This window comes from Microbulbifer sp. NBRC 101763 (genome assembly GCF_040371615.1).
Lineage (GTDB): Bacteria > Pseudomonadota > Gammaproteobacteria > Pseudomonadales > Cellvibrionaceae > Microbulbifer > Microbulbifer variabilis.
Map to the genome: position 1 here is coordinate 13077 of NZ_BAABQV010000005.1, position 23366 is coordinate 36442.

23 protein-coding genes and 2 pseudogenes are annotated in these 23366 nt (G+C 48.4%); 4 read left to right on the forward strand and 21 right to left on the reverse strand.

The window, feature by feature from the left end:
* Nucleotides 1-16 precede the first annotated feature (16 nt).
* The 10 genes and pseudogenes from ABWV76_RS12965 to ABWV76_RS13010 form a co-directional block, all read right to left on the reverse strand.
* Nucleotides 17-499: a VOC family protein gene (locus tag ABWV76_RS12965; RefSeq protein WP_353376161.1), complete on the reverse strand. Its 483-nt coding sequence runs from the start codon at nt 497-499 to the stop codon at nt 17-19.
* Nucleotides 500-620: 121 nt separating this feature from the next.
* Nucleotides 621-980 (reverse strand): cupin domain-containing protein, encoded by a 360-nt coding sequence (locus ABWV76_RS12970; protein ID WP_353376162.1) that lies wholly within the window; start codon nt 978-980, stop codon nt 621-623.
* 151 nt (nt 981-1131) lie between these two features.
* Entirely contained in the window at nt 1132-1758 is a 627-nt protein-coding gene (locus tag ABWV76_RS12975; RefSeq protein WP_282953513.1) for a YdeI/OmpD-associated family protein, read from the reverse strand.
* 37 nt (nt 1759-1795) lie between these two features.
* Nucleotides 1796-2263, reverse strand: a complete 468-nt coding sequence (locus tag ABWV76_RS12980) for a VOC family protein (RefSeq protein ID WP_353376163.1) — start codon at nt 2261-2263, stop codon at nt 1796-1798.
* Nucleotides 2264-2282: 19 nt separating this feature from the next.
* A complete protein-coding gene (locus tag ABWV76_RS12985) occupies nt 2283-2675 on the reverse strand; it encodes a YciI family protein (protein ID WP_353376164.1) in 393 nt (130 codons plus the stop codon).
* A gap of 47 nt (nt 2676-2722) precedes the next feature.
* Nucleotides 2723-3373: a dihydrofolate reductase family protein gene (locus ABWV76_RS12990; protein ID WP_353376165.1), complete on the reverse strand. Its 651-nt coding sequence runs from the start codon at nt 3371-3373 to the stop codon at nt 2723-2725.
* Nucleotides 3374-3481: 108 nt separating this feature from the next.
* The gene (locus tag ABWV76_RS12995; RefSeq protein ID WP_353376166.1) at nt 3482-3955 is read right to left on the reverse strand and encodes an SRPBCC family protein; all 474 of its coding nucleotides are present in this window, start codon (nt 3953-3955) and stop codon (nt 3482-3484) included.
* A gap of 313 nt (nt 3956-4268) precedes the next feature.
* A complete protein-coding gene (locus tag ABWV76_RS13000) occupies nt 4269-4613 on the reverse strand; it encodes an ArsR/SmtB family transcription factor (RefSeq protein ID WP_020412768.1) in 345 nt (114 codons plus the stop codon).
* 300 nt (nt 4614-4913) lie between these two features.
* Nucleotides 4914-5294, reverse strand: a pseudogene (arr, locus tag ABWV76_RS13005) (NAD(+)--rifampin ADP-ribosyltransferase); the annotation flags it as partial.
* Between the two features lie 15 nt (nt 5295-5309).
* Nucleotides 5310-5660, reverse strand: a pseudogene (locus ABWV76_RS13010) (NAD(+)--rifampin ADP-ribosyltransferase); the annotation flags it as partial.
* 572 nt (nt 5661-6232) lie between these two features.
* Here ABWV76_RS13010 and ABWV76_RS13015 point away from each other — a divergent pair.
* Entirely contained in the window at nt 6233-6721 is a 489-nt protein-coding gene (locus ABWV76_RS13015) for an SRPBCC family protein (protein ID WP_353376167.1), read from the forward strand.
* A 339-nt stretch (nt 6722-7060) separates the two neighbouring features.
* On the opposite strand, the gene ABWV76_RS13020 is transcribed toward ABWV76_RS13015, so the two are convergent.
* Complete coding sequence (locus ABWV76_RS13020; protein ID WP_353376168.1) at nt 7061-7834, reverse strand: SDR family NAD(P)-dependent oxidoreductase; 774 nt, start codon at nt 7832-7834, stop codon at nt 7061-7063.
* 436 nt (nt 7835-8270) lie between these two features.
* On the opposite strand from ABWV76_RS13020, the gene ABWV76_RS13025 reads away from it, so the two are divergent.
* Nucleotides 8271-9488, forward strand: a complete 1218-nt coding sequence (locus tag ABWV76_RS13025) for a M12 family metallo-peptidase (RefSeq protein ID WP_169337102.1) — start codon at nt 8271-8273, stop codon at nt 9486-9488.
* Between the two features lie 227 nt (nt 9489-9715).
* Here ABWV76_RS13025 and ABWV76_RS13030 read toward each other — a convergent pair whose 3' ends face one another.
* Both ABWV76_RS13030 and ABWV76_RS13035 read right to left on the reverse strand, forming a co-directional pair.
* A complete protein-coding gene (locus ABWV76_RS13030) occupies nt 9716-12448 on the reverse strand; it encodes a cation-transporting P-type ATPase (RefSeq protein WP_353376169.1) in 2733 nt (910 codons plus the stop codon).
* A 113-nt stretch (nt 12449-12561) separates the two neighbouring features.
* Nucleotides 12562-13284 (reverse strand): hypothetical protein, encoded by a 723-nt coding sequence (locus ABWV76_RS13035; protein ID WP_353376170.1) that lies wholly within the window; start codon nt 13282-13284, stop codon nt 12562-12564.
* A gap of 538 nt (nt 13285-13822) precedes the next feature.
* On the opposite strand from ABWV76_RS13035, the gene ABWV76_RS13040 reads away from it, so the two are divergent.
* Together ABWV76_RS13040 and ABWV76_RS13045 are read left to right on the forward strand one after the other, a co-directional pair.
* Nucleotides 13823-15175 (forward strand): hypothetical protein, encoded by a 1353-nt coding sequence (locus ABWV76_RS13040; protein WP_282953502.1) that lies wholly within the window; start codon nt 13823-13825, stop codon nt 15173-15175.
* Nucleotides 15176-15377: 202 nt separating this feature from the next.
* Complete coding sequence (locus ABWV76_RS13045; protein ID WP_020412778.1) at nt 15378-15947, forward strand: carboxymuconolactone decarboxylase family protein; 570 nt, start codon at nt 15378-15380, stop codon at nt 15945-15947.
* 3 nt (nt 15948-15950) lie between these two features.
* Here the strand turns inward: ABWV76_RS13045 and ABWV76_RS13050 are convergent, their stop codons facing one another.
* Genes ABWV76_RS13050 through ABWV76_RS13085 form a run of 8 tightly spaced genes read right to left on the reverse strand, consistent with a single transcriptional unit; the run spans nt 15951 to nt 23351 of the window.
* A complete protein-coding gene (locus tag ABWV76_RS13050; RefSeq protein WP_353376171.1) occupies nt 15951-16583 on the reverse strand; it encodes a LysE family translocator in 633 nt (210 codons plus the stop codon).
* Nucleotides 16584-16628: 45 nt separating this feature from the next.
* Nucleotides 16629-17666 (reverse strand): hydrogenase expression/formation protein HypE, encoded by a 1038-nt coding sequence (gene hypE, locus ABWV76_RS13055; RefSeq protein WP_026305020.1) that lies wholly within the window; start codon nt 17664-17666, stop codon nt 16629-16631.
* Nucleotides 17629-18759, reverse strand: coding sequence for a hydrogenase formation protein HypD (gene hypD / locus ABWV76_RS13060; RefSeq protein WP_353376172.1), 1131 nt, complete (start codon nt 18757-18759; stop codon nt 17629-17631). The genes hypE and hypD overlap by 38 nt, the downstream gene beginning before the upstream one ends.
* Nucleotides 18756-19004 carry a HypC/HybG/HupF family hydrogenase formation chaperone gene (locus ABWV76_RS13065; protein WP_020412782.1) on the reverse strand — a complete coding sequence of 83 codons (249 nt, stop codon included), beginning with the start codon at nt 19002-19004 and terminating at the stop codon, nt 18756-18758. The genes hypD and ABWV76_RS13065 overlap by 4 nt, the downstream gene beginning before the upstream one ends.
* 5 nt (nt 19005-19009) lie before the next feature.
* Nucleotides 19010-21316 (reverse strand): carbamoyltransferase HypF, encoded by a 2307-nt coding sequence (hypF, locus tag ABWV76_RS13070; RefSeq protein WP_353376173.1) that lies wholly within the window; start codon nt 21314-21316, stop codon nt 19010-19012.
* Nucleotides 21306-21578, reverse strand: coding sequence for a hydrogenase/urease maturation nickel metallochaperone HypA (locus ABWV76_RS13075; RefSeq protein WP_282953498.1), 273 nt, complete (start codon nt 21576-21578; stop codon nt 21306-21308). The genes hypF and ABWV76_RS13075 overlap by 11 nt, the downstream gene beginning before the upstream one ends.
* Entirely contained in the window at nt 21560-22063 is a 504-nt protein-coding gene (locus tag ABWV76_RS13080) for a hydrogenase maturation protease (RefSeq protein WP_020412785.1), read from the reverse strand. Before ABWV76_RS13080 ends, ABWV76_RS13075 begins: the two co-directional genes overlap by 19 nt.
* A complete protein-coding gene (locus ABWV76_RS13085) occupies nt 22041-23351 on the reverse strand; it encodes a Ni/Fe hydrogenase subunit alpha (RefSeq protein WP_353376174.1) in 1311 nt (436 codons plus the stop codon). The genes ABWV76_RS13080 and ABWV76_RS13085 overlap by 23 nt, the downstream gene beginning before the upstream one ends.
* Between the last annotated feature and the right edge of the window lie 15 nt (nt 23352-23366).

A 23366-nucleotide genomic window follows, 5' to 3' on the forward strand; every position in this document is an offset into this window, starting at 1 on the left:
GTACTTCCCCATGAACTCATACCTCCTCGGCCGCCGCCTCGATCGTGGCGATATCGATCTTACTCATGGACATCATCGCCTTAAAAGCACGCTTCGCTTTGTCACGATCAGAGTTCGTAGTCAGATCCAGAAGTTGTCTCGGTGTAATTTGCCACGAGTGGCCCCAGTGATCCTTGCACCAACCGCAAGCGCTTTCCTGCCCACCATTACTGATGATCGCCTCCCAGTAGCGGTCGGTTTCTTCCTGATTCTCGGTGATAACCATGAAACTAACCGATTCATTTGGAGTGAAACTCGGGCCGCCGTTCACGCCAATAAACTTGCGCCCGAGTACGGTGAATTCGACAGTCAGTTCACTGCCTTCCTGACCGCCGGGATAGTCGGTCACCGCTCGATTAACTCGGTCTACATGACTATCTGGAAAAGATGCAGCGTAGAATTCTGCCGCCTTCTTTGCTTCGCCATAGTCAAACCACAGGCAGTTTACGAGTTCGGTCATATGTATTCTCCTATGCTTTGGACAGTTTGATTGTTTGCACTAATAAAAATCTTTGGTATTTACAGTCATATCGCATCCTCCGTCGGATGCTCTGCAAACCACTCGACGATTTTGGGCATCTTCATCTCAAATGGTCCGCCAATGTAAACGTTGAGAACGCCGGTGCGTTGATTGCTACGGTTTCAAAGTCGTGCTGGACGCCGGGGAGGATCAAAATGACAGTGCCTTTTTTTGCATCGCGCCACTGCTGGCCTACCAGGAAAGACATGGTGCCTTCCAACACATAAAACAGTTCGATCTCAGCCTCATGTGAGTGCGCGCCGAAGCCTTTGGTGTTCGGCTCAATCCACCATTCCGACACTGAGCATTGATTTGCGGTCTCTTCACCGTCAGCTTTGAAAATTGCTGCAATGCGCCCCATATCGTAACTGCGTCCGCGTTCAGGTTCGATAAAGATCCCTGCTCCTGTTGTATTAGTCATGAATGACGGCCTCCGTTCCTCCCGAAGAGGATGTTCTGTTACCTCACTCAGCATGAAAAATATTGTCTAGGACCGCTTAGCCAAATCAGCGCTATACCAAAGACCGCTCTGCACGATAGTGAGTCGTGGTTTGTTCACCCATGCTTCGCTTTTATCGTTCCATAGCGCCTTTGCCAGCAATTATTTTTTCGCGGAACTTCGCTATTCTCGAAATGCGTGTAGCGGATTTCTTGGCTGAACTAAGGTTAAAGGTATAGCTTCGCTGACGCCCCGGCGTTAATGCATGAAACGCTTCTGCAAGCTCAGGGTCTCCATCCATGGCTTCTACCAGCTCATCAGGGAGTTCGATATCGCGTTCTGCTCTTTGGGGCTTAATACCTGCTCTAGCGTATCCTTTCGCTTCCTCAATATAAGCCCGTATGATTGGTGCAAGCTTTTCCACCTGATCATTGGCCTTCAGGAGGATCATGTGCGGATACTGCGTATTCGCGCCTCGCTTTTGAAGAACACCCTCATGATCCTTCATCAGTGCAGCATTCATAAAGCTAATGAGGAATCCCTCTCGAAATGCCCCCAGGATGACAATATTTCGACCGGCAAATATATAGCAAGGCTGCCCCCACTTAACGGACTCTTCCAGATCCATGCTCAGGCAAATCCGTTGCAATTCAGTAAGGCCAGGTTTCCATTTCTGGGTTGAGCAATCGGGCGTTGCGAAACGCTCACAACGTCCACAACCTTTTGAAAAATAATCTGCGATATCTGAAATCATGGCCATAATTGGTTGTCCCGCACGAGCAAAGTCGCACCCACTATCAAACTATCATTTTCCCGGAGTCCGATTTTGATGCCCCCTCCCCTACGGCTTCTGCCTTTGAACCCTCGTAATTCAGCATCCATGGCGTTCCATATTTATCCGTGAGTAAAGCGAAACGTTCAGCCCAAAATGTTTCGACGGGGGCCATATCTATGGCTTTTGCCTCCTTCGAGAATATGCCGTAGATACGATTAAATTCCTTACTGGATTTAGGCGGAATAAAAACGCGAAAACCTTGCGGCTTCTCGTACATCTCATCGGAGTTGTCGGAAGCCATCAGGGTCGCGCTGCCCAGTGTCATGGCCATATTCATAACCATATTGTCGCCGCCGGGCATTCTACTTTCGGGGTTGGGCGCATCTGCATTTAGGAGGGTGCCCCAGATCTTGCCACCGAGTGTCTCGGCATAATGCGTCATCGCCTCAAGGCAGTTTCCATTGAATGTCAGGTAAATGATGGGTTCCATAACTATCGAGCTCCTTTCGCTATTGTCTCAACGTCAGCTTCTGCGTTTTGATTCCATCTAAACTTGAAGTCTCATAAAGGGGGCGGACTTCAATTTCATATGCACCCTCCATAGGGTTTGGACACCGAGCAGCCCATGCCATCGCTTCTTCAATGTCACACACTTCCCAGAGCCAAAAACCTGATACGAGTTGCTCGAATTTTGGGAATGGACCATCAACGACCGATATTGCGTTCCCATCAGATACAAGACGCTTCCCTTCTGCCGTGGGCTTGAGACCAGCCGCCATGCGTCGGATATCGGCGTCGAGAAGCTCTTCATTAAAGCGGTCCATCGCGTTACGAATAGCTTGCGGCGGCAACTTGCCTGCCTCAGTTGCCGCCGTGGCTTTGATCAGCACCATAACCAGCATTCAAGATCTCCTATCATTTACACCAGCTTGCGATTGGGCTGCCAGCGCTAATCTTGTTGAAGGGAGAAGTCTCCAGTGGTGATACTTCCATCCCGAACATAGGTCACGCAAATAACGCCACTGTCTGTCATCGTAGATTGTTGTACATGGAAACCCAAAGGGATCACACCGGCACCGAAGAGGCGCTTTCCTTTGCCCAGAACCAAAGGAAAAATCAGCAGTTTAAACTGATCTACCAGGTCTGCTTTGAGTAGAGTCTGAATAAAATTGGCACTGCCCGGAACCAGCAAGTCAGGACCATTGTTGGCCTTGATTTCACGAAGTCGTGCGACCGGGTCATTACCCAGCCATTCACTGCCTTCCCAGTTAAATTCGGTTTTTGTGCGGGAGGCGACATATCGTGTTGTACCATCGATTTTTTTGGCCATCTGGATTTCGCCATCATCAACACCCTGAGGCGGCGGATCAGCAGCTACTTTTGGCCAATAGGCAGCAAAAATATCGTAAGTCCGATGGCCAAGCAGCAGCTCGAATGGGGATGCGAACACATCCCCCATAAATTTACCTACACCTTCATCGAAATAGGACGCCACCCATCCACCATGCTCAAAGCCCCCTGAAGAGTCCTCCTCTGGACCACCGGGAGCCTGCATCACGCCATCCAGACTAACAAACGTGTTTACAATGATTTTTCGCACACAGTTCTTCCTTGGTGATTTTGTTGATCAAAATGGCGTCGCGAGTTGTGCTTAGGCTATTGCTTTCAATCACCATTGAGACTTGAAGAGATAGGTTATTGATCTTCTTTATTCGACTTCCACCCTTGTTGCTTCCAGGTAAGCGGCGAGATTAGAAAGAGCGCACTGCCATCCATTGCGTGTTCCGTCGATCATTCCCAAACCGACCAGAGAGGCGATCTGTATCGTCACCTGGAGTTCAGTCGCGCGCTTATTTTCGCTAATCGCCACGGTGATCAGAGAGGCACTCAATAAAGAGTCGTCTGTATATACACGCTCGGTAAAAAGCAGGCGATGCGGCCTACGGATGTCGTAGTAGTGTGTTTCGGCCCGGAATTGCAGATCATTCTTTTGGCCGCACCGATGTACGTCAAGGCCTCCGGCGCGAAAGTCGTTTTGAAGAAACTCGATTGCCTCATCCTTAGAGGGTGCCCCCCATAATGAGCGGGTTTTTGGGTTTTCCCATGCTGAAAAAACCTGTTCTGCCGGTGCTTTGATTGTTTTGCTGATGGATATGGTGTCATGCGATAACTGTTGGCTCATGTTAGCCCCTTTGCTTAATAGCGGTTCCCAGGCTACCGACTAATAGTTAGCTGATTGGATAACTATAAAAAGCAATAATAGTTAGGTCAATGGATAACTTACTAGTGGCGCAAAAGAGTAAGAGAATTGACCTCTATCTGCTCAAAGTGAGGCGCAACGAAATAACAACTATGATCGGCAATGTCATAAGGGGGTGCGATATGTGAACCGATCACGCCCTTTATTTCTTTAACAGAAGATCAAGTAGCCGGCTATTGGGATGGAGGGATGACCTACAGGCTTTGTAATATGGCACCCTGTATCTTTATCGTACTCAATCATCCTGTCCTTCAGCGCCAAGTGCTTCGACAAAGCTCGCCATTCGTGCCATTCGGCCTTCCCACTGGGCCGTCTGTTTATTAATCCAAGTTTCTGCAGCTGTCAGTTGCTTCGGCTTGATCTCGCAGGTTCGTACGCGGCCAATTTTCTTGGATCGGATCAATCCCGCATCCTCCAGCACACCAATGTGCTTCATAAATGAAGGTAGTGCCATTTCAAACGGTTTAGCGAGCTCAGTGATCGATGCCGGTCCGCTGGTCAGGTGCTGAATGACAGCGCGGCGCGTTGGATCTGCTAAGGCTTGGAAGACTGTATTCAGATTTTCGTGATTGTTACCCATTCGACTAAGTATATAGGTGTAAAATCGTTAGGCAATGGCCGCAGTTTGGTAATGCCCGTTAAAATCACCTTAATAAAAGTGCTTCATCCCATCCCTATTCCAGCCGTTGTTTGGATGCACCGTTGTGGAAATAGAATTACTGCAGGAAAAAGCTGAGATACCGATAGCAACCCGGATCACCTTATCGGTCAAGGCAATGAAAACTTTTCAGGCTCATCAGTGAAAAGCTTATGGCCAGTATGTTCAAGCCTGCCATCGTCTCAATAAGGTGTCTTGAGGGCGCGAGCCCTTGCCATCCAGTCAGTCATCAAGAGGACCTATGCCTTGTTTGGCCAGTTCTGCTATGCCGGCTTTCATGGCTTCTAGCGCTTCCTTAGGGTGGCCCTGCCATTCCTTCACCTCGCCGATAACGCGTAAAGGTTTATGAGACCGGAATGACTTTGTAGGGTTACCGGGAAACCTTTTATTGGTCACATTGGGGTCGTCTTCGATTGGACCCGTCGCCTCGACGATGTAAATCCGTTCTGGCCCGTCACCCAGCGCTAGTTCCGCTCCCCAAACCGCAGCATCAAGTGTTCGCGCGAGGTAAATATGGCCGAGCGCCTTTTTGCCGAAATTCGGATTACCTCCCGGCATGAGCATATCTCCCATTTTGAGGTCCGCGCGCGTTCCGTGATAGTAAGTCCATTCACGGACTTCCGATTTAACTCGTACCCGCCCTTTCGATCGATGTGACATATAAGGGTGGCGCGGTGCACTCTTAACTAAAAGCTCGGTCGCATCCTCTATATCACCTTCCGTCTCCACGATATACACTTTCGGTGGTCCATTGCCTTCGGCGAGTTCTGCGGCCCATATGGCTGCATCCAAATTGGGTGACATGTAGGTATGCGAGGTCTCAACATTGTCACCTGCTATGCCAAATGGGCCGCCGGGCGTGACAACATCTCCTGGGCTGAGATTTTTTCGGGAGCCGTGGTAAAACTCCTTCATGCCAGAATGAACCGTATGGCTCTCTGATTCGCTGCTTGGCTGCTTATCATTCATGCTTAAGGAACCTCCATGTATTTTGAACTGGTCATGATTGGCCTAAGATCATGAGCCACCAAATTTCGATTACGCCCTGGGCAACCGCTTAAGACATTTGGGAGACTGTAATAATCCTCTCTTCAAGATAAGAGGTTGGTCCAGTCTATGAACGCCTTACCTGACCGGTTTTCCGTCAATCTAGTCATATTTTGAAAATCGTCTTTACCGGCGCTTTCGAGAGCAGCAATATCGGCATTTTTATTTCCATCATGGTTTGTTGGCCACATCCCGTGCTTTCCTGTCGGGCAACGTGAGCTCTTAAATCAGTACTCCCGGGGCAAAATGATTGCCAGGGGCTGAAACACTGATGAGTGCGCTAGCTGAGGTACAACTGAGTTGCCATATTGATTATAGTTAGCCTGCAGGGTAACTATAGTGGATAACAAAATTAGGTCAACATATCACTATTTACGGCCGAATATAGGAGGATAAGCCCCAAGTAGCCATGATATCTCTGGAGCGCAGTAAAGATATGTTTTAGTGTTAACAGAAAGCAGGAAACCCCCCGATAAAAAGAACAAGGTATCATCGTGATCGATTTTTCCTATCAAGCGGATATTCGAACCAAGCCTATCTCCTACATGGTCAGGGCAACACCGGAAGCGGTCTTTACTGCCTGGGTTACGCCGAGCATGGTTGAAAAATGGTGGGGCCCCGACGGTTTCACTACGCGCGTGCTCAATCTCACGGCAGAGGTTGGCGGGAGTTTTGCTTTTGAGATGACAGCTCCAGACGGCAGATCTTGCGTAATGTCTGGAGTATATCGTTGCGTCGACAGACCGAAGTTACTGAGTTTTGAGGTCCATGAACATTGCAATCTCAGCTTGCCACATGGCACCGAACCGCAAAAGAATTCGTCATTGGTCGAAGTTGTGTTTAGAAGCAGCGAACTTGGCACTGTCGTTTCGCTTACGCATACACTTCTTAACCCTGACTACGCAGAGTTGGCGGTGGTCAGCTGGGCCCAATCACTTCGAAGTATGGACGCTCAATTTCTAGGATCGGCAAATCTGATCTGAGATGGCAAGGTATATTGATGGCAGTCATGAGTCTGTACACAACTTACCACGCTCACTAATTCTTAGACTAAACGCAAGTCAGCGTACTGCTGTGGTCAGTTTACATAATTGTTCAGCCGTTCTTACTTTCCATCCCTACGGCTGAAATTAAGGTTGGCTGTCTCTCAGCACATTGAAAAGAACTAATAGCTTTGACTTCTTGTAGTGTTCCCACTTTGGGCATCATTTCTAAAGGGCCCTTAGTTTTGGGTTAACTGGTTCGGTTCCACTTTATTTCGATCTCAGCGCCCTATCCATCACAATAGTGAGTAGCTAGCATCAGACTCAACTTAATTGCTTTCAAGTATTAGAAAGAGCATTAAAAGCCGGTATTGAAAGGCCAGCACTATAACCACCATCTACATTAATGGCTTGACCATTTATAAATCCACAGTCACTTGCTGCTAAGAAGTGTATAAGCGCTGCGATTTCTTCAGGTTTTGCTATGCGTTGCAAAGGAACCGCGGTTTTTTCCACTGCAAGCTGTTGCTTCCCTCCTCTTGCATGAGCCATTGGTGTATCAACTGAAGTAGGGCATATTGCATTAACTCTAATATTCCTGTCTCCCAATTCGAGCGCTGCCGTTTTGGTAATACCGATGATCGCCGACTTTGAAGCAACATATGGCCCCAAGTAAGGTATTCCTGATATTCCGGCTACTGACGCGATATTAATAATTGCCCCACCTTTTTTCATATATGGAGCGGAATACTTAATACTATAGAAAACCCCTAAAGTATTAACCTTAAAATTCTTCATAAAATAGCTATAACTACTATTGCATAGTGAACCGTAGCCCTCATTAATTCCTGCGCAATTAACTACGATATCAATCCTCCCATATTTCTTTTCTGTCATTTTCATTAGCTCTTCAACTTGGGGCTCTATAGAAACATCTGTTTGTATATAGTGCCCTCCCCCAATCTCCTGTAATACTTTTTCTCCTCTTCTGCGTGCTGCAATAACAATTGTTGCGCCTGCTAAATGAAAACGTTTTGCTGTGCTCAAACCTATCCCAGAGCTTCCTCCCGTAATAACGGCAACTTTATTCTCCAGGCTAAAGAAATTACTCATAATGTTTGGGTCCTACCAAAATAAAATTTCAGACGCATTAATCGAGAACAGCTCGAATATATATGTTCAGTATTATTGATCAAGCAGAGAAATTCTGAGGTGCCCCTTAATTAAATTCATTTGAAAAATAAATGGTTGATCTGTCATATGCTAATAAGCTTCACGTATTAAACTAAGTGCATTCAAGTCTGGCCCTGTGTGACTTAGCGAATCACCTCAATTGACATAACCCTATAAAGATGATGGCAATATAGGGCTGACTATAAAATTGGTTCACATTAAGAAGCATGTGGCTCTATGCTTTTTGGGAATTTATTGCAATTTTATATTGCGATTCATAATATCTGGTGAGGCTTAATGCCGGACTGAAAAATAAAACGACAACACGAACCACCTATAAATATTAAACATTATTAGAATAATGTGGAGAGAACCTATGAGAAGTTATTTAATATCCATTTTTTGTTTGCTGTTAACGTTACCTCTTTATTTGCCGGCAGATGACGGTAGAAAATATCGTTTGATGGAGGAAATCAATTCCGATCAAGTAGATTTCAAAGATTCTCAGAAAAATAGAAAATCAATAGTAAAAAGAGGAAGGTTTAATGGTGAGTTGCGAAAAATAGTAACTGGTGATGAGTTGGAGGTTCTCATAGATGGTAAGTTATCACGATTTAAAACCAAGAATGTTAATAGGAAAAAAAATAGAATCTCTTTTGCTGCATTTGGTCAGAGGAAAGGGGATTTTGTAACGATTGCCGAGAATAATGGTAATGTTGTAGGGTCTATACAAATGTCCGGAAAGCTATACAAAGTTAGGCCGGGTGAAGGTAATACTACAGATATCATAGAGGTGCCTACCGCTACCCTGATTGATCACGATATTAATTATTACGAAGATTTCCCCATGGATGTAGGCGAAAGACCTTCAAATATTGATTCTAGCTTGGGGTCTTTGGATTCAGCCGAAAAAATTACTGTTATTGTCGCATATACCAGTAATTTTGAGAGTGACGCTGGTGATGTTGTCGCTTATATGGATCTATTGGAAGAGGAAACAAATATTTCCTTCTTAAATAGTAATGTAAATACATCCGTTGAAATTGTACACTCATACAAAACAAGTTATGAAGGTAGTGGTGACTTTTATGTTGATAGAGATTTTTTCTCTAACTCAGAAAACCCAGAAACATCTGAGTTACTTCGCCTGAGAGAAACATATAAGGCGGACATCATGATGGTATTGACCGGGAATTCTGGTTATTTCTATTGTGGCGTAGCCAGAGAGATTGGTGCAACCGAATCTACAGCTTTAGCCTTAGCCAGAGAAGGATGTGCAGCTGGATACTTCAGCTTTGCACATGAGATTGGCCATCTATTCGGAGCAAGGCATATTATAACACGTGACCCCAGTATGGAGCCTTTTTCATATGGCCACGGATATTGCAACTCTACGCCATCTACATGGAGAACAGTAATGGCTTATGGTTGCCCATCAAATACTGGTGGCCCAAGGATCCAACAGTGGTCTAATCCAGGTGTATTTATCAATGGTGAAACCACTGGTTCTATTAATGTGGAAGATAATGCCCGGGTTTTAAACGAACGAGCATTAGAAGTTGCTAACTTCAGGGTATCTGAGGCTTCTGAATAATATCTAAAGCGTTCAAAATTATTTTTGCGGATAGTTTGGCAGCTCGGTTTGTATTTTCAATGAGAACTGAGCTGTCATATCCTACCCTCTCCTATCCCACCTGAGCTGGATGGAGATAAGCATCACTCAGAGAAAATTACTGCATATACATCGACCATATCAATCAATTCCAATCGAAAGCAGATTTTAGATAAGATAAAGCCCATTGACCAACGTCATTTCTGATATCACGATTCGAGCTCGGGTCCTTGATGAGAACCACCGGTATCCAAGGGACGGGATAGGCGTATTCGAATCTGTTTCTCAATCTCGATAATTGCAAACAGCGCAACACCTATACCAACGATAAGTATCCCATCCGGTAGAGATACGGCTTCGGTGGAGAAGATGCCTTGCAAAGGCGTGAAGTAGGTGATGGCGAACTGACCTATGGTAACTACGATCACCGCTAACCATATGACCCTGGTTCCGCATACCGCTTTCCATGTTAAGGAAGTACCGTACATATTGCGGATAAAGAAAAGGTGGAATATTTCCATTACCACCAGTGTATTCATTGCCATAGTACGAGCTAGGTCGAGGGAATACTGCCGCTCAATTGCATAGGTGTAGACCCCGAATACGCCGCAAAGAAACAGGATGCTCACCAGTGCGATATGCCATATCAGTACGCCTGTGAGCAGTGGCTGGCTGCGAGGACGAGGTGGGCGGCACATGGTATTTTCTTCGGTCGGCTCGAAAGCGAGGGCAATACCGAGAGTGACCGCAGTGATAAGGTTCACCCACAGAATCTGAATAGGTGTTATCGGCAGCACCATACCAAACATCAGCGCCACAATAATGGTTGAGGCCTCCCCAGCGTTGGTTGGAAGGGTCCAACTGATTACCTTTTTGATATTGTCATAAACCGTACGCCCCTCACGTATGGCGGCGTCAATTGAAGCGAAATTGTCATCGGCCAACACCATTTCCGCAGCTTCCTTGGCTGCCTCACTCCCTTTTTTGCCCATCGCAATGCCGACTTCGGCACGCTTCAGTGCGGGCGCATCGTTAACACCATCACCGGTCATGGCAACGGTCATTCCGTGGGCCTGCAGGGCAGTTACCAGTCGCAATTTGTGTTCGGGACTGGTGCGGGCAAAGATGTCGACGTTCAACACTTCTGTTCCCAGTACCGTATCGTCGAGATTATCAATATCCACACCGGTCAGCGCATTTTCAGTGTTTTGCAGACCTATCTGTTGCCCAATAGCTATGGCGGTCGCCTTGTGGTCACCAGTGATCATCTTCACTCGGATACCGGCCCCTTGGCATTCCGCTACTGCCAGAATCGCCTCCTGGCGGGGTGGGTCAATCAAGCCAACCAGGCCGAGAAAGATCAGCGCATTATCCAGGTCAGTTTGTTCCAATACGGTATGTTCAGGTTTTACGGGCTTGGTGGCCAAGGCCAGCACCCGATAGCCTTGTGCTGCAAGTTCGTTTACCCATTCCTGCCAATAAGCCTCATTCAGCGGAGCAGTGCCTCCCTCAGCGGTACGACTGCTTTCACACATCCCCAGAATCTGTTCTGGTGCCCCTTTTACTGCGATTAGCGCATGGTTTTCATGGTTATGGTCCAGGGTGGCCATGAACTTGTGTGCGGAATCAAAGGGAATGATATCTGTGCGAGTCCATTGATGGCGCGCCTCCCCGCCATCCATTCCTGCCTTGGCGGCAAACGCCAGAAGCGCACCCTCCATAGGGTCACCTTCAACAGTCCAGACACCTTCGAGTTTTCTAAGCTCTGCGTCGTTACATAGGGTTGCTACGCAGGCCAACTCGAGCAAAGGCGAAGGGCCTGATATGGAGGTCGGACTATTCTCGTTTGAGATATCCCCTAGTGGCTCATAACCAACGCCCTCTACGGTATACCGGTGCTGAAGCGTGATCACCGATACGATGTTCATCTCGTTGCGTGTAAGGGTTCCGGTTTTATCTGTGCAGATCACCGAAACCGAGCCCAACGTCTCAATGGCTGGAAGACGGCGGACAATGGCATTTCGTCTCGCCATGGCCTGCACGCCAACTGCCAGCGTAATGGTCAATACTGCCGGCAGGCCCGCCGGTATGGCTGCCACCGATAGACTCACGACGGCCATAAACAATTCGGAAAAATCGTGATGTAAAACAAATAGCCCGAAGGCGAAGATGAGCGCGGCAACTGCCAGGATAAAGAATGCGAGCCATTTAGCGAATATTCCCATCTGCTCCACTAATGGGGTTGTCAGGGTTTCGACCCTGGCAAGCATACTGCTGATACGCCCGACTTCAGTTTGGGCTCCGGTCGCTACTACCACGCCCATGCCCTGCCCGCTGGTAACATTGGTACCGCTGTAGGCCAAACAGGTACGATCACCTAGTGCAATTTCGATGCCAACCGGATTGGTTCGTTTTTCTACGGCGAGAGACTCCCCTGTCAGTATTGCCTCCTGGATCTGCAAACCGTGAGTCTTCAACAGCCGAAGATCCGCTGGTACTTTATCACCAGCTTCAAGTAATACTATGTCGCCGGGAACCAGCTTCTCGCTATCAACGGTATATCTCTGGTTACCACGCAATACCCCAGCCCGCGGTGCCAGCATATGCCGGATAGCATCCATCGCCTTTTCAGCCTTGCCTTCCTGAATAAAGCCGATAATGGCATTGACGACAACCACGGCGAGAATTACCCCGGTATCCACCCAGTGTTGAAGCAGGCTGGTGATTAACGCCGCCCCCAGAAGGACGTAGATCAGTATATTGTCGAAGTGCGAGAAAAAACGTCGCAGCAGCCCCTTCCTCGGTGGTGCTGGCAAGCGATTGGCCCCATAGATTTTGAGCCTTGCGAGTGCTTCACTTTTGCTAATACCTGCTGAAGTCGTCTTCAGTTCGGAAAGGACTTCATTTTGTGACAACGCATGCCAATTATTCTCAGGTCTCATCTCGAATCCCTGGTGGATTCCATTTTATCTCCGGCTGAGAATAGCAATAACCTGAAGCTTCCTGGGCAGTGCAACATACAGGGTGCATGAACTAGAGTTGTCTATCTGCAGATTTAAGGAATTCCGTATTTCTCTGCCAGCCGGTCAATTTCTGCCTTGGACCTGGAATTATTGGGGCATTTAGCCCGAAACCATGGATTTAAGTCGCTATTTGTGTTTCCAGGTGGCAAGTCTTTAACATTAAAACATCGGTCCCCAACCTCAACAAAAGTGCCTGTAGTCGTTGTATACATGGCTTCTGTGCGTTCAAGCCGCCGAACTCTATTGCGTTGCTGCGCTAACTTTCTCTCTAAAACTGGATCAAAAACTGTGGGCTGCCTTCTGGTTTCAGAGTCGCCAGATGCTTCTAATGTTGGCGTCGGCTTTTCCATACCTAGGTGATCAGGATTCTGCGGCTGATCGATTTGCTTACTGATTGTTGAAGAGGAATCTGCATTGGTTATTGATCCGCCATTGATATTAGGTGTCGAAGGCGTTACCTCTATTACATTGTTGCCGGTTGTTTCCGTAGTATAACCCTCAAGCTCCTGGGGTTTTATATGGGAAGGAGGTAGTTCGGTGTCATCCGCTCTGGGTACTTCTATTTTCTTATTCGCCAACAAGTTGATTTCAAGCGGAGACGCAATGCCTGGTGACGTATCTGGTGCAATTGACATCGGTATAATGAGCAGCCCTATATGCACAGCAACAGCAATAACCAATGATATAGCCAGTCGCCAGGCATTTATTGTTGTCTTGCTATTGCTGCACAAAGAAGCCGTTATGTTTAAATCCATTTACTTCGTGGACCAAATACTCAGTAAATTTGATCAAAATCCTTGTTTCAAAAGGCAACTGATGATCGGTAAGCTTGGAGATAGGACTCTTTAAAGGCTCGAAAGTTCTAGCTCTAATTATAAGATTACAATTTGCCTGCCGACAAAACTAATGTTCAACCTTACGTTCAACCACTATTTACTTATTGAGAACCAAAGACTGAGTGATAGAGGGAAGGCTTTCCAGATCAGACTGACGGAGAGTTTTTATTGAAAGCGAAGCTTGGTTATTACTCATATTCTCTTTTTATATATTAATTTTGCGAAATAGTTCTCACGAAAACCTAAAAACCTTCCAGGGTGAGTTAATCTTTTTGCAGACTCTTTTAGATATTATCCCAGTTGTAGGTATCGACTTGTTAAGGCAGTTGTACTTTCGGTCATACAGTATGACATTTCGAATGTTACCGACAGCAAATACCTATAAGCATTTAATAGTCATATGAGACAGCACAGTAAGAGCTGTTTAGAAATCACTAATAAAATAACAGGAATAATAATGAAAAATATCCGCATAATATGGTTGTTTCGACGCTTGCAATCGGTTTGCTTGGCATTAATGGTCAGTACTGTTTTTATGGGTTCGCCACTTGTAGCGGAAACTGATCCGTACACAATGTTGGTGCAGTTCAATCTCTATTACGATTATGAAACTGAACAACGCACCGATGATCACGCTAAATACGCCTTAGAGCTTCAGCGACGTCTTACATACTCAACACCCATTCGCTACACCCAGGTATTGGCGACACATAATAGTTATAACTCTGATGCTTATGGTGCAATCTGGGTCGGTGCAGAACAATCCCTTAGGGTAAAAGATCAGATTGATGTTGGGGCGGAAATTATAGAATTGGATTTACATCAATTCAGTGGTGAACAGGTTTTTTGTCATGGATCATTTTATTGTAACTTCTGGTTCGACCCTCAGCGTGTCCCCATTGCAACAGTACTGGGAGATTTGAGAGACTGGGCCTATAAGCAAGATCAACACGGCACTAATCGAACAGTAATAGTACATATAGAAAATGCAGTATCCTCTGGTGCTCAAACCACTTTTAAAAATCATCTTATCAGCCAAATTGGCCTGGATTATATTTACACACCGGAAGACTATAAAGAGGACTTTCCCAACGGCCTTGAAGTGGCTAATCACAAGCGAACCTCACTTCCTTCCCGTGAGTTATCAAGAGAAAAAATTCGGCAGCATGATGGCCTGAATGGCAAGAAAAGATTCGTATTTTTCTGGACAAAAAATGACAGCGATACCGATGATAATCATGAAACATTCGATGTGGTATTTGATGGCTGGGGCGGATTGAACCGGCACTGGAAAAGTGGCGACGATGATAGCCTGGACAATTGGGATGATGGCATCAACACGGTAGAGCACTACGATGTCAGTGCTACAGATAGCCGGTTTCAAAATAAAGGCCTATGGTCTTGGGGCGAGGGTGAGCCCAATGACCATGGCACAGGTGAGGACTGCGCCGCTATTAGAAGTGATGGGCGCTTTAATGACCGCCGGTGCGACCGAACCAGTGTATTTGCCTGCAAAAGACGTTTAAATGGCGCCTTGCATGCAGACGATCTAAAGGATGATGGTGCCGCAGACTATCCCCTTATGTGGTCACTGACAACAACAAAAGGCGCATGGCCAGACGGAGAGAGTGAGTGTCAGGCACTGGGCTCCCAATGGCATTTTGACGTGCCGCGCAATATGGTGGAATCCCTAACATTAAAGGATAAGTTAGCGGCTGCTGGTGAAACGGTTGCCTGGATTGCTTACACCGACCAGGATAGCGAGGGTACGTCGGAAGGTGACTTCGTTATAACAACTGTCGACTACTAATAACTTTATGTTCTTCGCCTAACCACCACCATGTGGTTAGGCTCTCTAACCCCTCCCACCTTCTTTCAGCCTCTCCCTTTCTTTCACCCTCATATGCGAGAGAGTTAAGAGGCGAGATATTTGTCGTTATCCTTAAAATTCGCCAGCTAGACTTTATCCAATCAAAATTAAGGACTAGGCACGACTTCTAAGGAACTCATCTATGCGTATTCCCGCTATCTCTCCAGATGATCTTAACGAAGAGCAGATACCTCTCTACGACGACATGAGCGATGAAATGAGTGGCTACTTCTCTGGATTCGTCAAAAAACGTAGGGATGGTGCTCTGCTTGGCCCTTGGGCACCGGCTCTCTACTATCCGCAATTTGGCAAACCCTGGTGGGAAAATATCAAAGCCATTGCCGCTAAACCCAAGCTTCCAAAGTTGGCTCGGGAAGTTGCCATCCTAGCCACCGGCGCTCACTTTAAGGCGGGATATGAACTCTATTCTCACACTGCTATCGGTGAAAGCCTTCACTTGGATTCGGATAAAATTGCCACCATTACTGCAGGGCAGCGTCCCCACGACCTGACCCGGGATGAAGGGATCGCCTACAGCATTGCTACCTCACTTGCCTCTGGAGGCAGGCTTCCTGAGGCCACCTGGATAATGGCAGTGGACGAATTTGGGGAAGATGGGGCTGCAGAGCTGATCTTCCTGATAGCTGGATATCACCAGTTATCAGCGATTCTAAATGGCTTTGATGTTGCTATTCCCAGTGAAGATACTTAGGTCTTAGCCTCTGGCTGCAACAAAAATTCCACTACTAATCAATAAAGCTCCTGAACCACACTTCAGAGCAGGCGCCTTGTTTGAATTTCCGAATGAGCGCTTTGCCTTGATGGAAAAGTAGGCATAACCTGCCATAACACTGCCCACTGACAATGTTGCTATCGTGAAGATAGCGAAGATATCGGTTGAAGTAACACTGGTCAGGTCGAGAAATGCTGGGAAAAAGCTCGCATAGAAAAGGATAGCCTTCGGGTTGCCCAAGGTTGTTAGCAGGCCTAACAAAAAGCTCGAAAAGATACCGCCACCACTTGATTCTGGTACTTTCTCTTCATTTTTGATGGCCTTCCCTTTACCAGAAGTGAGAATCAGGTTCACTCCGAGCCAGATAAGGAATGCCGCTCCCGCATATTTAATGATGACAAAGAGGCTACCCATGGCCTCGGCCAATGTGCTTAGCCCTAGTAGAGCCAATAGGATAAATAAATAATCGCCTGCAACAATTCCGGCTGCAGCGATCAGGCCCTGACGCAGGCCTAATGTAAGGCTGCGGGATATCACTGCCAACACGCCAGGCCCTGGAATAAGGGCTAGCACCAGCATTGAAGCGAATAAAGCAAAGGAAGCTGAGATAGTCATTGTGCGTTATCAGTTGGCAATTTTCCCTGCCAGCGATTCTAGCGTTTAACAAATCCTCGGCAACTGTTCTCCGGGTAATCGCTGTAACAAACGGTCACAACCCAGGCTGTTCCGCAGTATTACCTGGGCGTAGCCCTCGCCTTCAACACGACCTATGATTTCGCAAGACGTACCCACGTCAGTTTCACGCAGGGTTGCGATAGCCAATTCGGAAGCGCTTTCGGGAATGATGGCTACAAAGCGCCCTTCATTGGCAACATAAAGTGGATCTAACCCCAGTATTTCACAGGCTCCCTGCACTGCCTCACTAATGGGGATGCTGCTTTCCTCCAATACAAAGCTCCTGTTGGAACTCTCCGCCAATTCAACCAGTGCAGTAGCCAATCCGCCACGAGTAAGATCCCTCAGGCAGTGGATTTCAACCCCGGCCCGCAGCAGTTTGGATACAGCGCCGTTGAGGGGAGCACAATCACTCGCCAGGCTGCTTTCGAATTCAAGGCCTTCGCGGCTGGCCATTATGGAGATTCCATGACGACCAATATCTCCCGAAAGCAGAATCAGATCCCCACTGCGGATACGACTGGGGTCTATAGATTGATTGCTCTCCAGGACGCCGACTCCACTGGTATTGATGTAGATACCGTCACCTTTGCCTCTTTCCACCACTTTGGTATCGCCGGTAACCAGCTTCACTCCGGTTTTACTGGCTGCTTCTGCCATTGATATCAGCACCCTTTCCAGTATTGCCAATGGCAGTCCCTCTTCCAAAATGAGCCCACAGCTGAGGAACTTCGCTTCAGCTCCTCCCATTGCCAGGTCATTTACGGTGCCATACACCGCTAGCTCACCGATGTTGCCGCCGGGGAAAAATAGTGGAGTGATTACAAAGGAATCGGTGGTAAAGACCAGCCTATCGGCATCCCAGGGAAGAGTTGCGCTGTCATGGGCTTGTGATACCCAGGAATTATTAAATAATGGCTGGATATAGTTTTTAAGCAGACGCTGCGTCATCTCTCCGCCACTGCCGTGGCCAAGCTTGACGATCTCATCCGTTTTTGTGGGCAACGGACACTGGATGTTCACGGGGTTTTTCCTGTTGGCTGTAGCGATAATAGGCGGAGCAGGCGCCCTCTGAAGAGACCATTGGAGCACCTAGAGGCTGCTCCGGGCGGCACCCCTTTCCAAAGTGGGGGCAATCTTTGGGTTTTTTCTGGCCCAGCATAATTTCGCCACTGATACATTGATGACACTCGGCAGTGCTAATGCGTATGAGATCAAATTTTGACTTGGCATCCAGTGCGGCGAACGCATCATTAAACACAAGGCCGCTCTGGGGAATCCAGCCAACACCACGCCATTGCTGCGCTGAAACCTTAAAAACTCTCCTTATCAGTTCCTGTGCTTGCCGGTTGCCAGCTTGCTCTACCGCGCGCAGATATTGGTTTTGTACGCGGTAAGTACCCTGCTCCAGTTGGCTGATGCACATCAGGATTCCCTCAAGGATATCAAGAGGTTCAAATCCGGTAACAACAATGGGGATATGGTGCTTCTGTGCGAGTGGCAGGTATCGCTCATAACCGGTGATTGAGCAAACATGGCCCGCTGCGAGAAAAGCCTGCACACGCGATTCTGGTGAGGAGCAAATGGAATCAATTGCTGGTGTAACCAGAAATTGCGACACAAGCATGGAAAAATTATCCAGTGCTTTATGGATGGCTTGGGAAGCCGCTATCGCATTGGCTGCTGCCGTGGTTTCAAACCCTACCGCGAAAAAGACCACTTCCCTGGATGGATTTTGCTCGGCAATCTGCACTGCTTGTAGTGGTGAGTAGACAATTCTGACATCGCCTCCCCGGGCTTTGACTGCAAGCAGATCACTTTCTGAACCCGGTACGCGCAACATGTCTCCAAATGAGCAGAAGATAACTTCAGGTATGGATGCAATGGCAATTGCGCGATCGACCATTTCAAGAGGGGTCACACAAACCGGGCAGCCGGGACCATGAACCAGCTCCAGCTCTTTGGGGAGTAGTTGGTCCAAACGATGTCTGACGATCGCATGGGTCTGGCCACCGCAGACCTCCATTAGCGTCCAGGGCTTTGTGGTGACTTTGCGGATTTCTGTAGCTATTTTCCGAATGTTATCGCTTTGGCGATACTCATCAAGGAATTTCATGGCCTCTCCAGGGTGCCTGACTCGTCCAGAGCATCCAGGTAACGAAACACCCGCTCGGCTTCTGCTTCCTGAATCTGGCTGATAGCGATTCCCACATGGACAATCACGTAGTCACCGACTTGTGCATCGGGCACCAGCGATAAGTTGATTTCCCGTGCTATACCGCCGAATCGTACCTTGCCCATGCGTTCCAGCGGCGAGTTGCCGGTGATTGCTTCTACCAGGCCGGGGACCCCCAGGCACATAGTGCTTAACCTCCCAGTGGTTGGCCGGCAGCGGCCATGCAGTGGGCGTAGTACACCTGGCCAAGGGCAATACCTCCGTCATTTGGAGGTACCTGGCTGTGGGAGTGCACCGTAAAGTTGTACCGCTGAAGCAGAGAGGTAACCGTTTCTGTCAGCCGCTTGTTTTGGAAAACCCCACCCGACAAAAAAATTTGCGGCTCAGCAACTTCTCCAGCTACAGACAGGATCATCTGGGCCAGGGTATTGTGAAATGCCACTGCGCGCTGCGGTAAGGATCTTCCTTCATCATAAATTAACGCACTGACACTGGGTGCCCAGTCTAGTTGCCAGCGGTTGCCCCGTTTTTGCAGGTCAAATGGATAGGCATCCCGGCTTTGGATACCGCGAGCCGAGTGCTCCAATGCCTGTGCAGCCTGCCCTTCATAACTGGTATGGCTTCTGAGACCAAGCAGAGCGGCAACAGCATCAAATAAACGGCCGGCACTGCTACATTGTGGGCAGTTAATTTCCCCTTTCAACATAGTGACCAGGTTTTGCCGTTCACCGCGGGAAAAACAACGTTTGATTAAATCGTGCTGCAGGGCCACGAAGCCGGATATTTCGTACAATAGCCCGGCTGCGGACCGTCGTGGTTCACGTACGGCTTTCTCACCACCAGGCAAAGGAAAAGTCCGCAGGCTGGCAATATTTTTGACTTCAGAATCGCCATTCCAGTAAAGGAACTCGCCTCCGCGAACCACACCGTCAATATCATAACCAGTGCCATCCCAACAAATACCAAGTGCGGGGCCACTGTGGTTATGCTCTGCCATACAGGAGAAAAAGTGCGCAATATGATGTTGCACACCGAGTTTTGGGGTTGGCTTACTAAGCGCCCAGCGATGAGAGTTAAAGCCGGGGTGCAAGTCGTGAACCAGGGTGTGTGGCTCGCACTGCTGAAAGGAAGTCAGATCCTCGATAGTTTTGTCGAAGCGCTCAACACTGGTGGCGTTCTCCAAGTCGCCAATGTGCTGGCTGGAATAGATCCAACCGGAATGAGATAGGGCCACTGTATTTTTTTGATCTGCTCCCAACCCCAGATAAATGGCTGGGTGCTCAGTACTTTCCTGCGTAATTTGTGGGCGCATGAGTGGAAGAGGCGCAAAACCACGGGCTCGGCGCAGCATGACAGGACGATTATCAATCACCCTGAGTACGGAATCGTCAAGGTGGCGCAAAATCCCGCGATTATGCATAAGGAAACAATCGGCAATTTTGCCAAGCCGGGTCAGTGCTTCATTATTTTCAGTACAGATTGGCTCATCGGCCAGATTTCCACTGGTAGCAACCAGCGGTGCACCATATGTCTGGACCAAGAGCTGATGTAAAGGCGAAGCAGGAAGCATCACCCCCAATTCTGGGGAATCAGGAGCTACCAGGTTATGTATTCGCTGCCCGGCATCAGCTTTTGCCGCTAGTAGAACAATCGGCCTTTCGGGAGACGTAAGTAAGTCGGCTTCCACTTTGGAAACCTCGCAATCCCTGTGTACGGCTTCCAGTGAAGGATATAAAAGCGCAAAGGGTTTGTGTGGACGCTGTTTCCTTTTACGCAGCTTCTCCAGTGCTGCGCCATCAGCTGCATCTACAAGCAATTGGAAGCCACCAACACCTTTTAACGCAACGATCTGTCCGCTGGATATCTCCGTCACGGCTCGTTCCAGAGCGTGCTCATTTGGAGCCAGCACTTTGCCTGTGCCATCAGATAATTCCAGTTGCGGGCCACATTCCGGGCAGGCATTGGGCTCAGCATGAAAACGGCGATCGGAAGGGTCTGTATATTCTTTGTGGCATCTGTCACAAAGGGGAAATGCAGACATGGTGGTATTGGCCCGATCATAGGGGAGCTTATCGATAATACTGAAGCGTGGGCCGCACAGGGTGCAGTTGATAAACGGATAGTTATAACGCCGGTCGTTGGGGTTTGCCAATTCGGCCAGGCAGTGATTGCACGGCGCTAGATCCGGAAGGATAAGGGTGGACTTTTCTGCATCCTTTGCACTTGCACGTATCTCAAACCCGCTGTCCCCTCTTATAGGAACGAGTTTGGTGAGGACACTAAGGATTTGACTGTGAGGTGGTTTTTCCTCCGGCACCCTGCGCAAAAACCCCGCTATATTCAGGGGATCGCCTTCTACCTCTAGCCGTACGCCACCACTATGGTTGACCACCCAACCATTGAGTTTACATTCCCTGGCCAAGCGATAGATAAATGGACGGAACCCAACCCCCTGCACCAAACCTGTAATTTCTACTTGCTGGCGTTCATTGTCCATCCTTGGCCTCGAACTGAAGATTCTCCAGGATAATGTCCTGGGCCTCGGCATGATGGATATCAGTGAGTACTTCAATTTCCAGGCGCAAACCTTCCAGGGCAGTACCGAAAATTTCCTGCTCGAAGTGCTCGCGAAGGTGTGTTGGTGAAATATGTGCCAGTGCCCCAAGGCGCAACTTAGCCCCAACGACCTTGCCATCTTCATCGGCGGAAAGCTGTTGAATCTTTTCGATCAGGTTCTTAATCAGTGATTGTTCGTGCATTGCTGACCTCCATTGTCAGCCTGTACAAGTTCAGTGATTTGTTGCTCCGCGAGAACTGCCCCCCTCTTTACTTCAGCCGAGAGGCGATTACCGCAGGTAAAGTTCTCTGCGCATATAGCGAAAATCTCCAGCCGTCGGGGCAGTAACCGCACATTCTTTCCCAGCTCTATGGCCTCTTTCAGGTTGAAGCCATGACTGGAGGTATTGCACAAGCTGGGGGCCAGCAAGTCTGCCAATCCATTGGCACGGATTAAATCTCCCTGCTTCCGCCCACTCACTTGAACCGCATCTACCAGACAAACCCGGCGATCTTTCCACTGCCCCAGTAGACCAACCATATCCCCGCCGCTTTCATAGAATTCTGCAGCATGGCCTAGGGATGCTTTTAACTTTTGAAGTAAAAAGGGCCCTACTCCATCATCACTGCGAAAGCGATTGCCCAGGCTGATGAGTAACCAGCGTTCAGAGACTTCCTGGTTGGTCATGTTGCAAATGTAGCTGCAGGAAGTGGGTTGAGCAGGAAATACAGGGGTCATAGTTACGAATGGCGCGCTCACATAAACCTTGTAACTGGTCCTCCGGCAAGTGCATAAACTTTGGCAGCATCAGGCGCAGGTCTTGCTCGATTGTTTTCTGGTTTTGTGAGGTGGGAGCAACAATTTTTGCGTGGGTTATCTTGCCCTGTGCGTTGACGCCGTAGCGATGGTACAAAAGTCCACGTGGAGCTTCGGTAGCGGCGCAGCCACTGGCCTTCCGTGGTTTGACGGTAAGGTAGGGATGGGCTGGAGGCTGGTAATTCTCGATAATCCGAAGTGCCTCATCGAAGGCATAAAGCACTTCCAGGCAACGCACCACAATGCTCTTGAATGGGTTGGTGCAGGGCGGCCTAAAATCCAGCTCTTCTGCCACTTGCTTGACCCTCGAAGAGAGGCGGGAATAGTTAAGATTGAAGCGCGCCATTGGCCCGACCAGGTAGGCGCCGCGTTCGATCAGAATACTGTGAAGAGCGGTGCTGTGCGGTACCTGCTCTTCACGAAAATATTGCTCATAGTCACCTGCTGAAATATCCAGTCCTCTACTCGATTGAATGCGACCTTCATTCATCGGGTATTCGTCTGGATTGACTAAGGAAACAAACTCAAACTCCTGGTTGTTTTCCGGGAATGGCAATCTAGCTGACCATCGACACATTTGCTCGGCTAAATCACGAGCGGCCAATAGCTGTTCGCGCAAGCTCTCGAATTGCTCCGGAATAGGTGTTCGATAGAAGCCTCCAACCCGGACATTGATCGGGTGGACCTCCCGCCCTCCAAGCAGTCGCAGCAGCGCATTGCCTGCTTTCTTTATCTCGAGAGCTTGGCGGACTATCTCCGGGTGATCCTTGGCCATAGCTACAGCACTGGGGTAACCGAGGAAGTCTGGCGCATGCAGCATACTGACATGCAACATGTGGCTCTCAATCCATTCCCCGCAGTAGAGCAACCGGCGCAGGGTCCTTAGCTCTGGCGTGGGCACCAAGTCCAGAGCATCTTCCATAGCATGAAGGGCACTCATCTGGTAGGCCACTGGGCAGATGCCACATATGCGGGCAGTAATGTCGGGAGCCTCAGTGTAATCACGTCCGCGCAAGAAGGCTTCAAAAAAACGCGGAGGCTCAAAGATCTTCAGCTGAACATCGTGCACTTGATCATCATCGTATCGAATAAAGAGCGCCCCCTCGCCTTCAACCCGCGCAAGATAATCAACTTTGATGGTTTTGCCTTTACCCGACACTCTTCATAAACTCCT

What these genes read in the sequence shown, in the direction of transcription:
- ABWV76_RS13020 (WP_353376168.1), bottom strand. Translation starts at nt 7,834, where the DNA reads ATGAGTAATTTCTTTAGCCTGGAGAATAAAGTTGCCGTTATTACGGGA.
- ABWV76_RS12995 (WP_353376166.1), bottom strand. Translation starts at nt 3,955, where the DNA reads ATGAGCCAACAGTTATCGCATGACACCATATCCATCAGCAAAACAATC.
- ABWV76_RS13080 (WP_020412785.1), bottom strand. Translation starts at nt 22,063, where the DNA reads ATGACCAACCAGGAAGTCTCTGAACGCTGGTTACTCATCAGCCTGGGC.
- hypD (WP_353376172.1), bottom strand. Translation starts at nt 18,759, where the DNA reads ATGAAATTCCTTGATGAGTATCGCCAAAGCGATAACATTCGGAAAATA.
- ABWV76_RS13030 (WP_353376169.1), bottom strand. Translation starts at nt 12,448, where the DNA reads ATGAGACCTGAGAATAATTGGCATGCGTTGTCACAAAATGAAGTCCTT.
- ABWV76_RS13000 (WP_020412768.1), bottom strand. Translation starts at nt 4,613, where the DNA reads ATGGGTAACAATCACGAAAATCTGAATACAGTCTTCCAAGCCTTAGCA.
- ABWV76_RS13025 (WP_169337102.1), top strand. Translation starts at nt 8,271, where the DNA reads ATGAGAAGTTATTTAATATCCATTTTTTGTTTGCTGTTAACGTTACCT.
- ABWV76_RS12985 (WP_353376164.1), bottom strand. Translation starts at nt 2,675, where the DNA reads ATGCTGGTTATGGTGCTGATCAAAGCCACGGCGGCAACTGAGGCAGGC.
- hypF (WP_353376173.1), bottom strand. Translation starts at nt 21,316, where the DNA reads ATGGACAATGAACGCCAGCAAGTAGAAATTACAGGTTTGGTGCAGGGG.
- ABWV76_RS13040 (WP_282953502.1), top strand. Translation starts at nt 13,823, where the DNA reads ATGAAAAATATCCGCATAATATGGTTGTTTCGACGCTTGCAATCGGTT.
- ABWV76_RS13065 (WP_020412782.1), bottom strand. Translation starts at nt 19,004, where the DNA reads ATGTGCCTGGGGGTCCCCGGCCTGGTAGAAGCAATCACCGGCAACTCG.
- ABWV76_RS12970 (WP_353376162.1), bottom strand. Translation starts at nt 980, where the DNA reads ATGACTAATACAACAGGAGCAGGGATCTTTATCGAACCTGAACGCGGA.
- ABWV76_RS13035 (WP_353376170.1), bottom strand. Translation starts at nt 13,284, where the DNA reads ATGGATTTAAACATAACGGCTTCTTTGTGCAGCAATAGCAAGACAACA.
- ABWV76_RS12975 (WP_282953513.1), bottom strand. Translation starts at nt 1,758, where the DNA reads ATGGCCATGATTTCAGATATCGCAGATTATTTTTCAAAAGGTTGTGGA.
- ABWV76_RS13045 (WP_020412778.1), top strand. Translation starts at nt 15,378, where the DNA reads ATGCGTATTCCCGCTATCTCTCCAGATGATCTTAACGAAGAGCAGATA.
- ABWV76_RS12980 (WP_353376163.1), bottom strand. Translation starts at nt 2,263, where the DNA reads ATGGAACCCATCATTTACCTGACATTCAATGGAAACTGCCTTGAGGCG.
- ABWV76_RS12965 (WP_353376161.1), bottom strand. Translation starts at nt 499, where the DNA reads ATGACCGAACTCGTAAACTGCCTGTGGTTTGACTATGGCGAAGCAAAG.
- ABWV76_RS13050 (WP_353376171.1), bottom strand. Translation starts at nt 16,583, where the DNA reads ATGACTATCTCAGCTTCCTTTGCTTTATTCGCTTCAATGCTGGTGCTA.
- ABWV76_RS13075 (WP_282953498.1), bottom strand. Translation starts at nt 21,578, where the DNA reads ATGCACGAACAATCACTGATTAAGAACCTGATCGAAAAGATTCAACAG.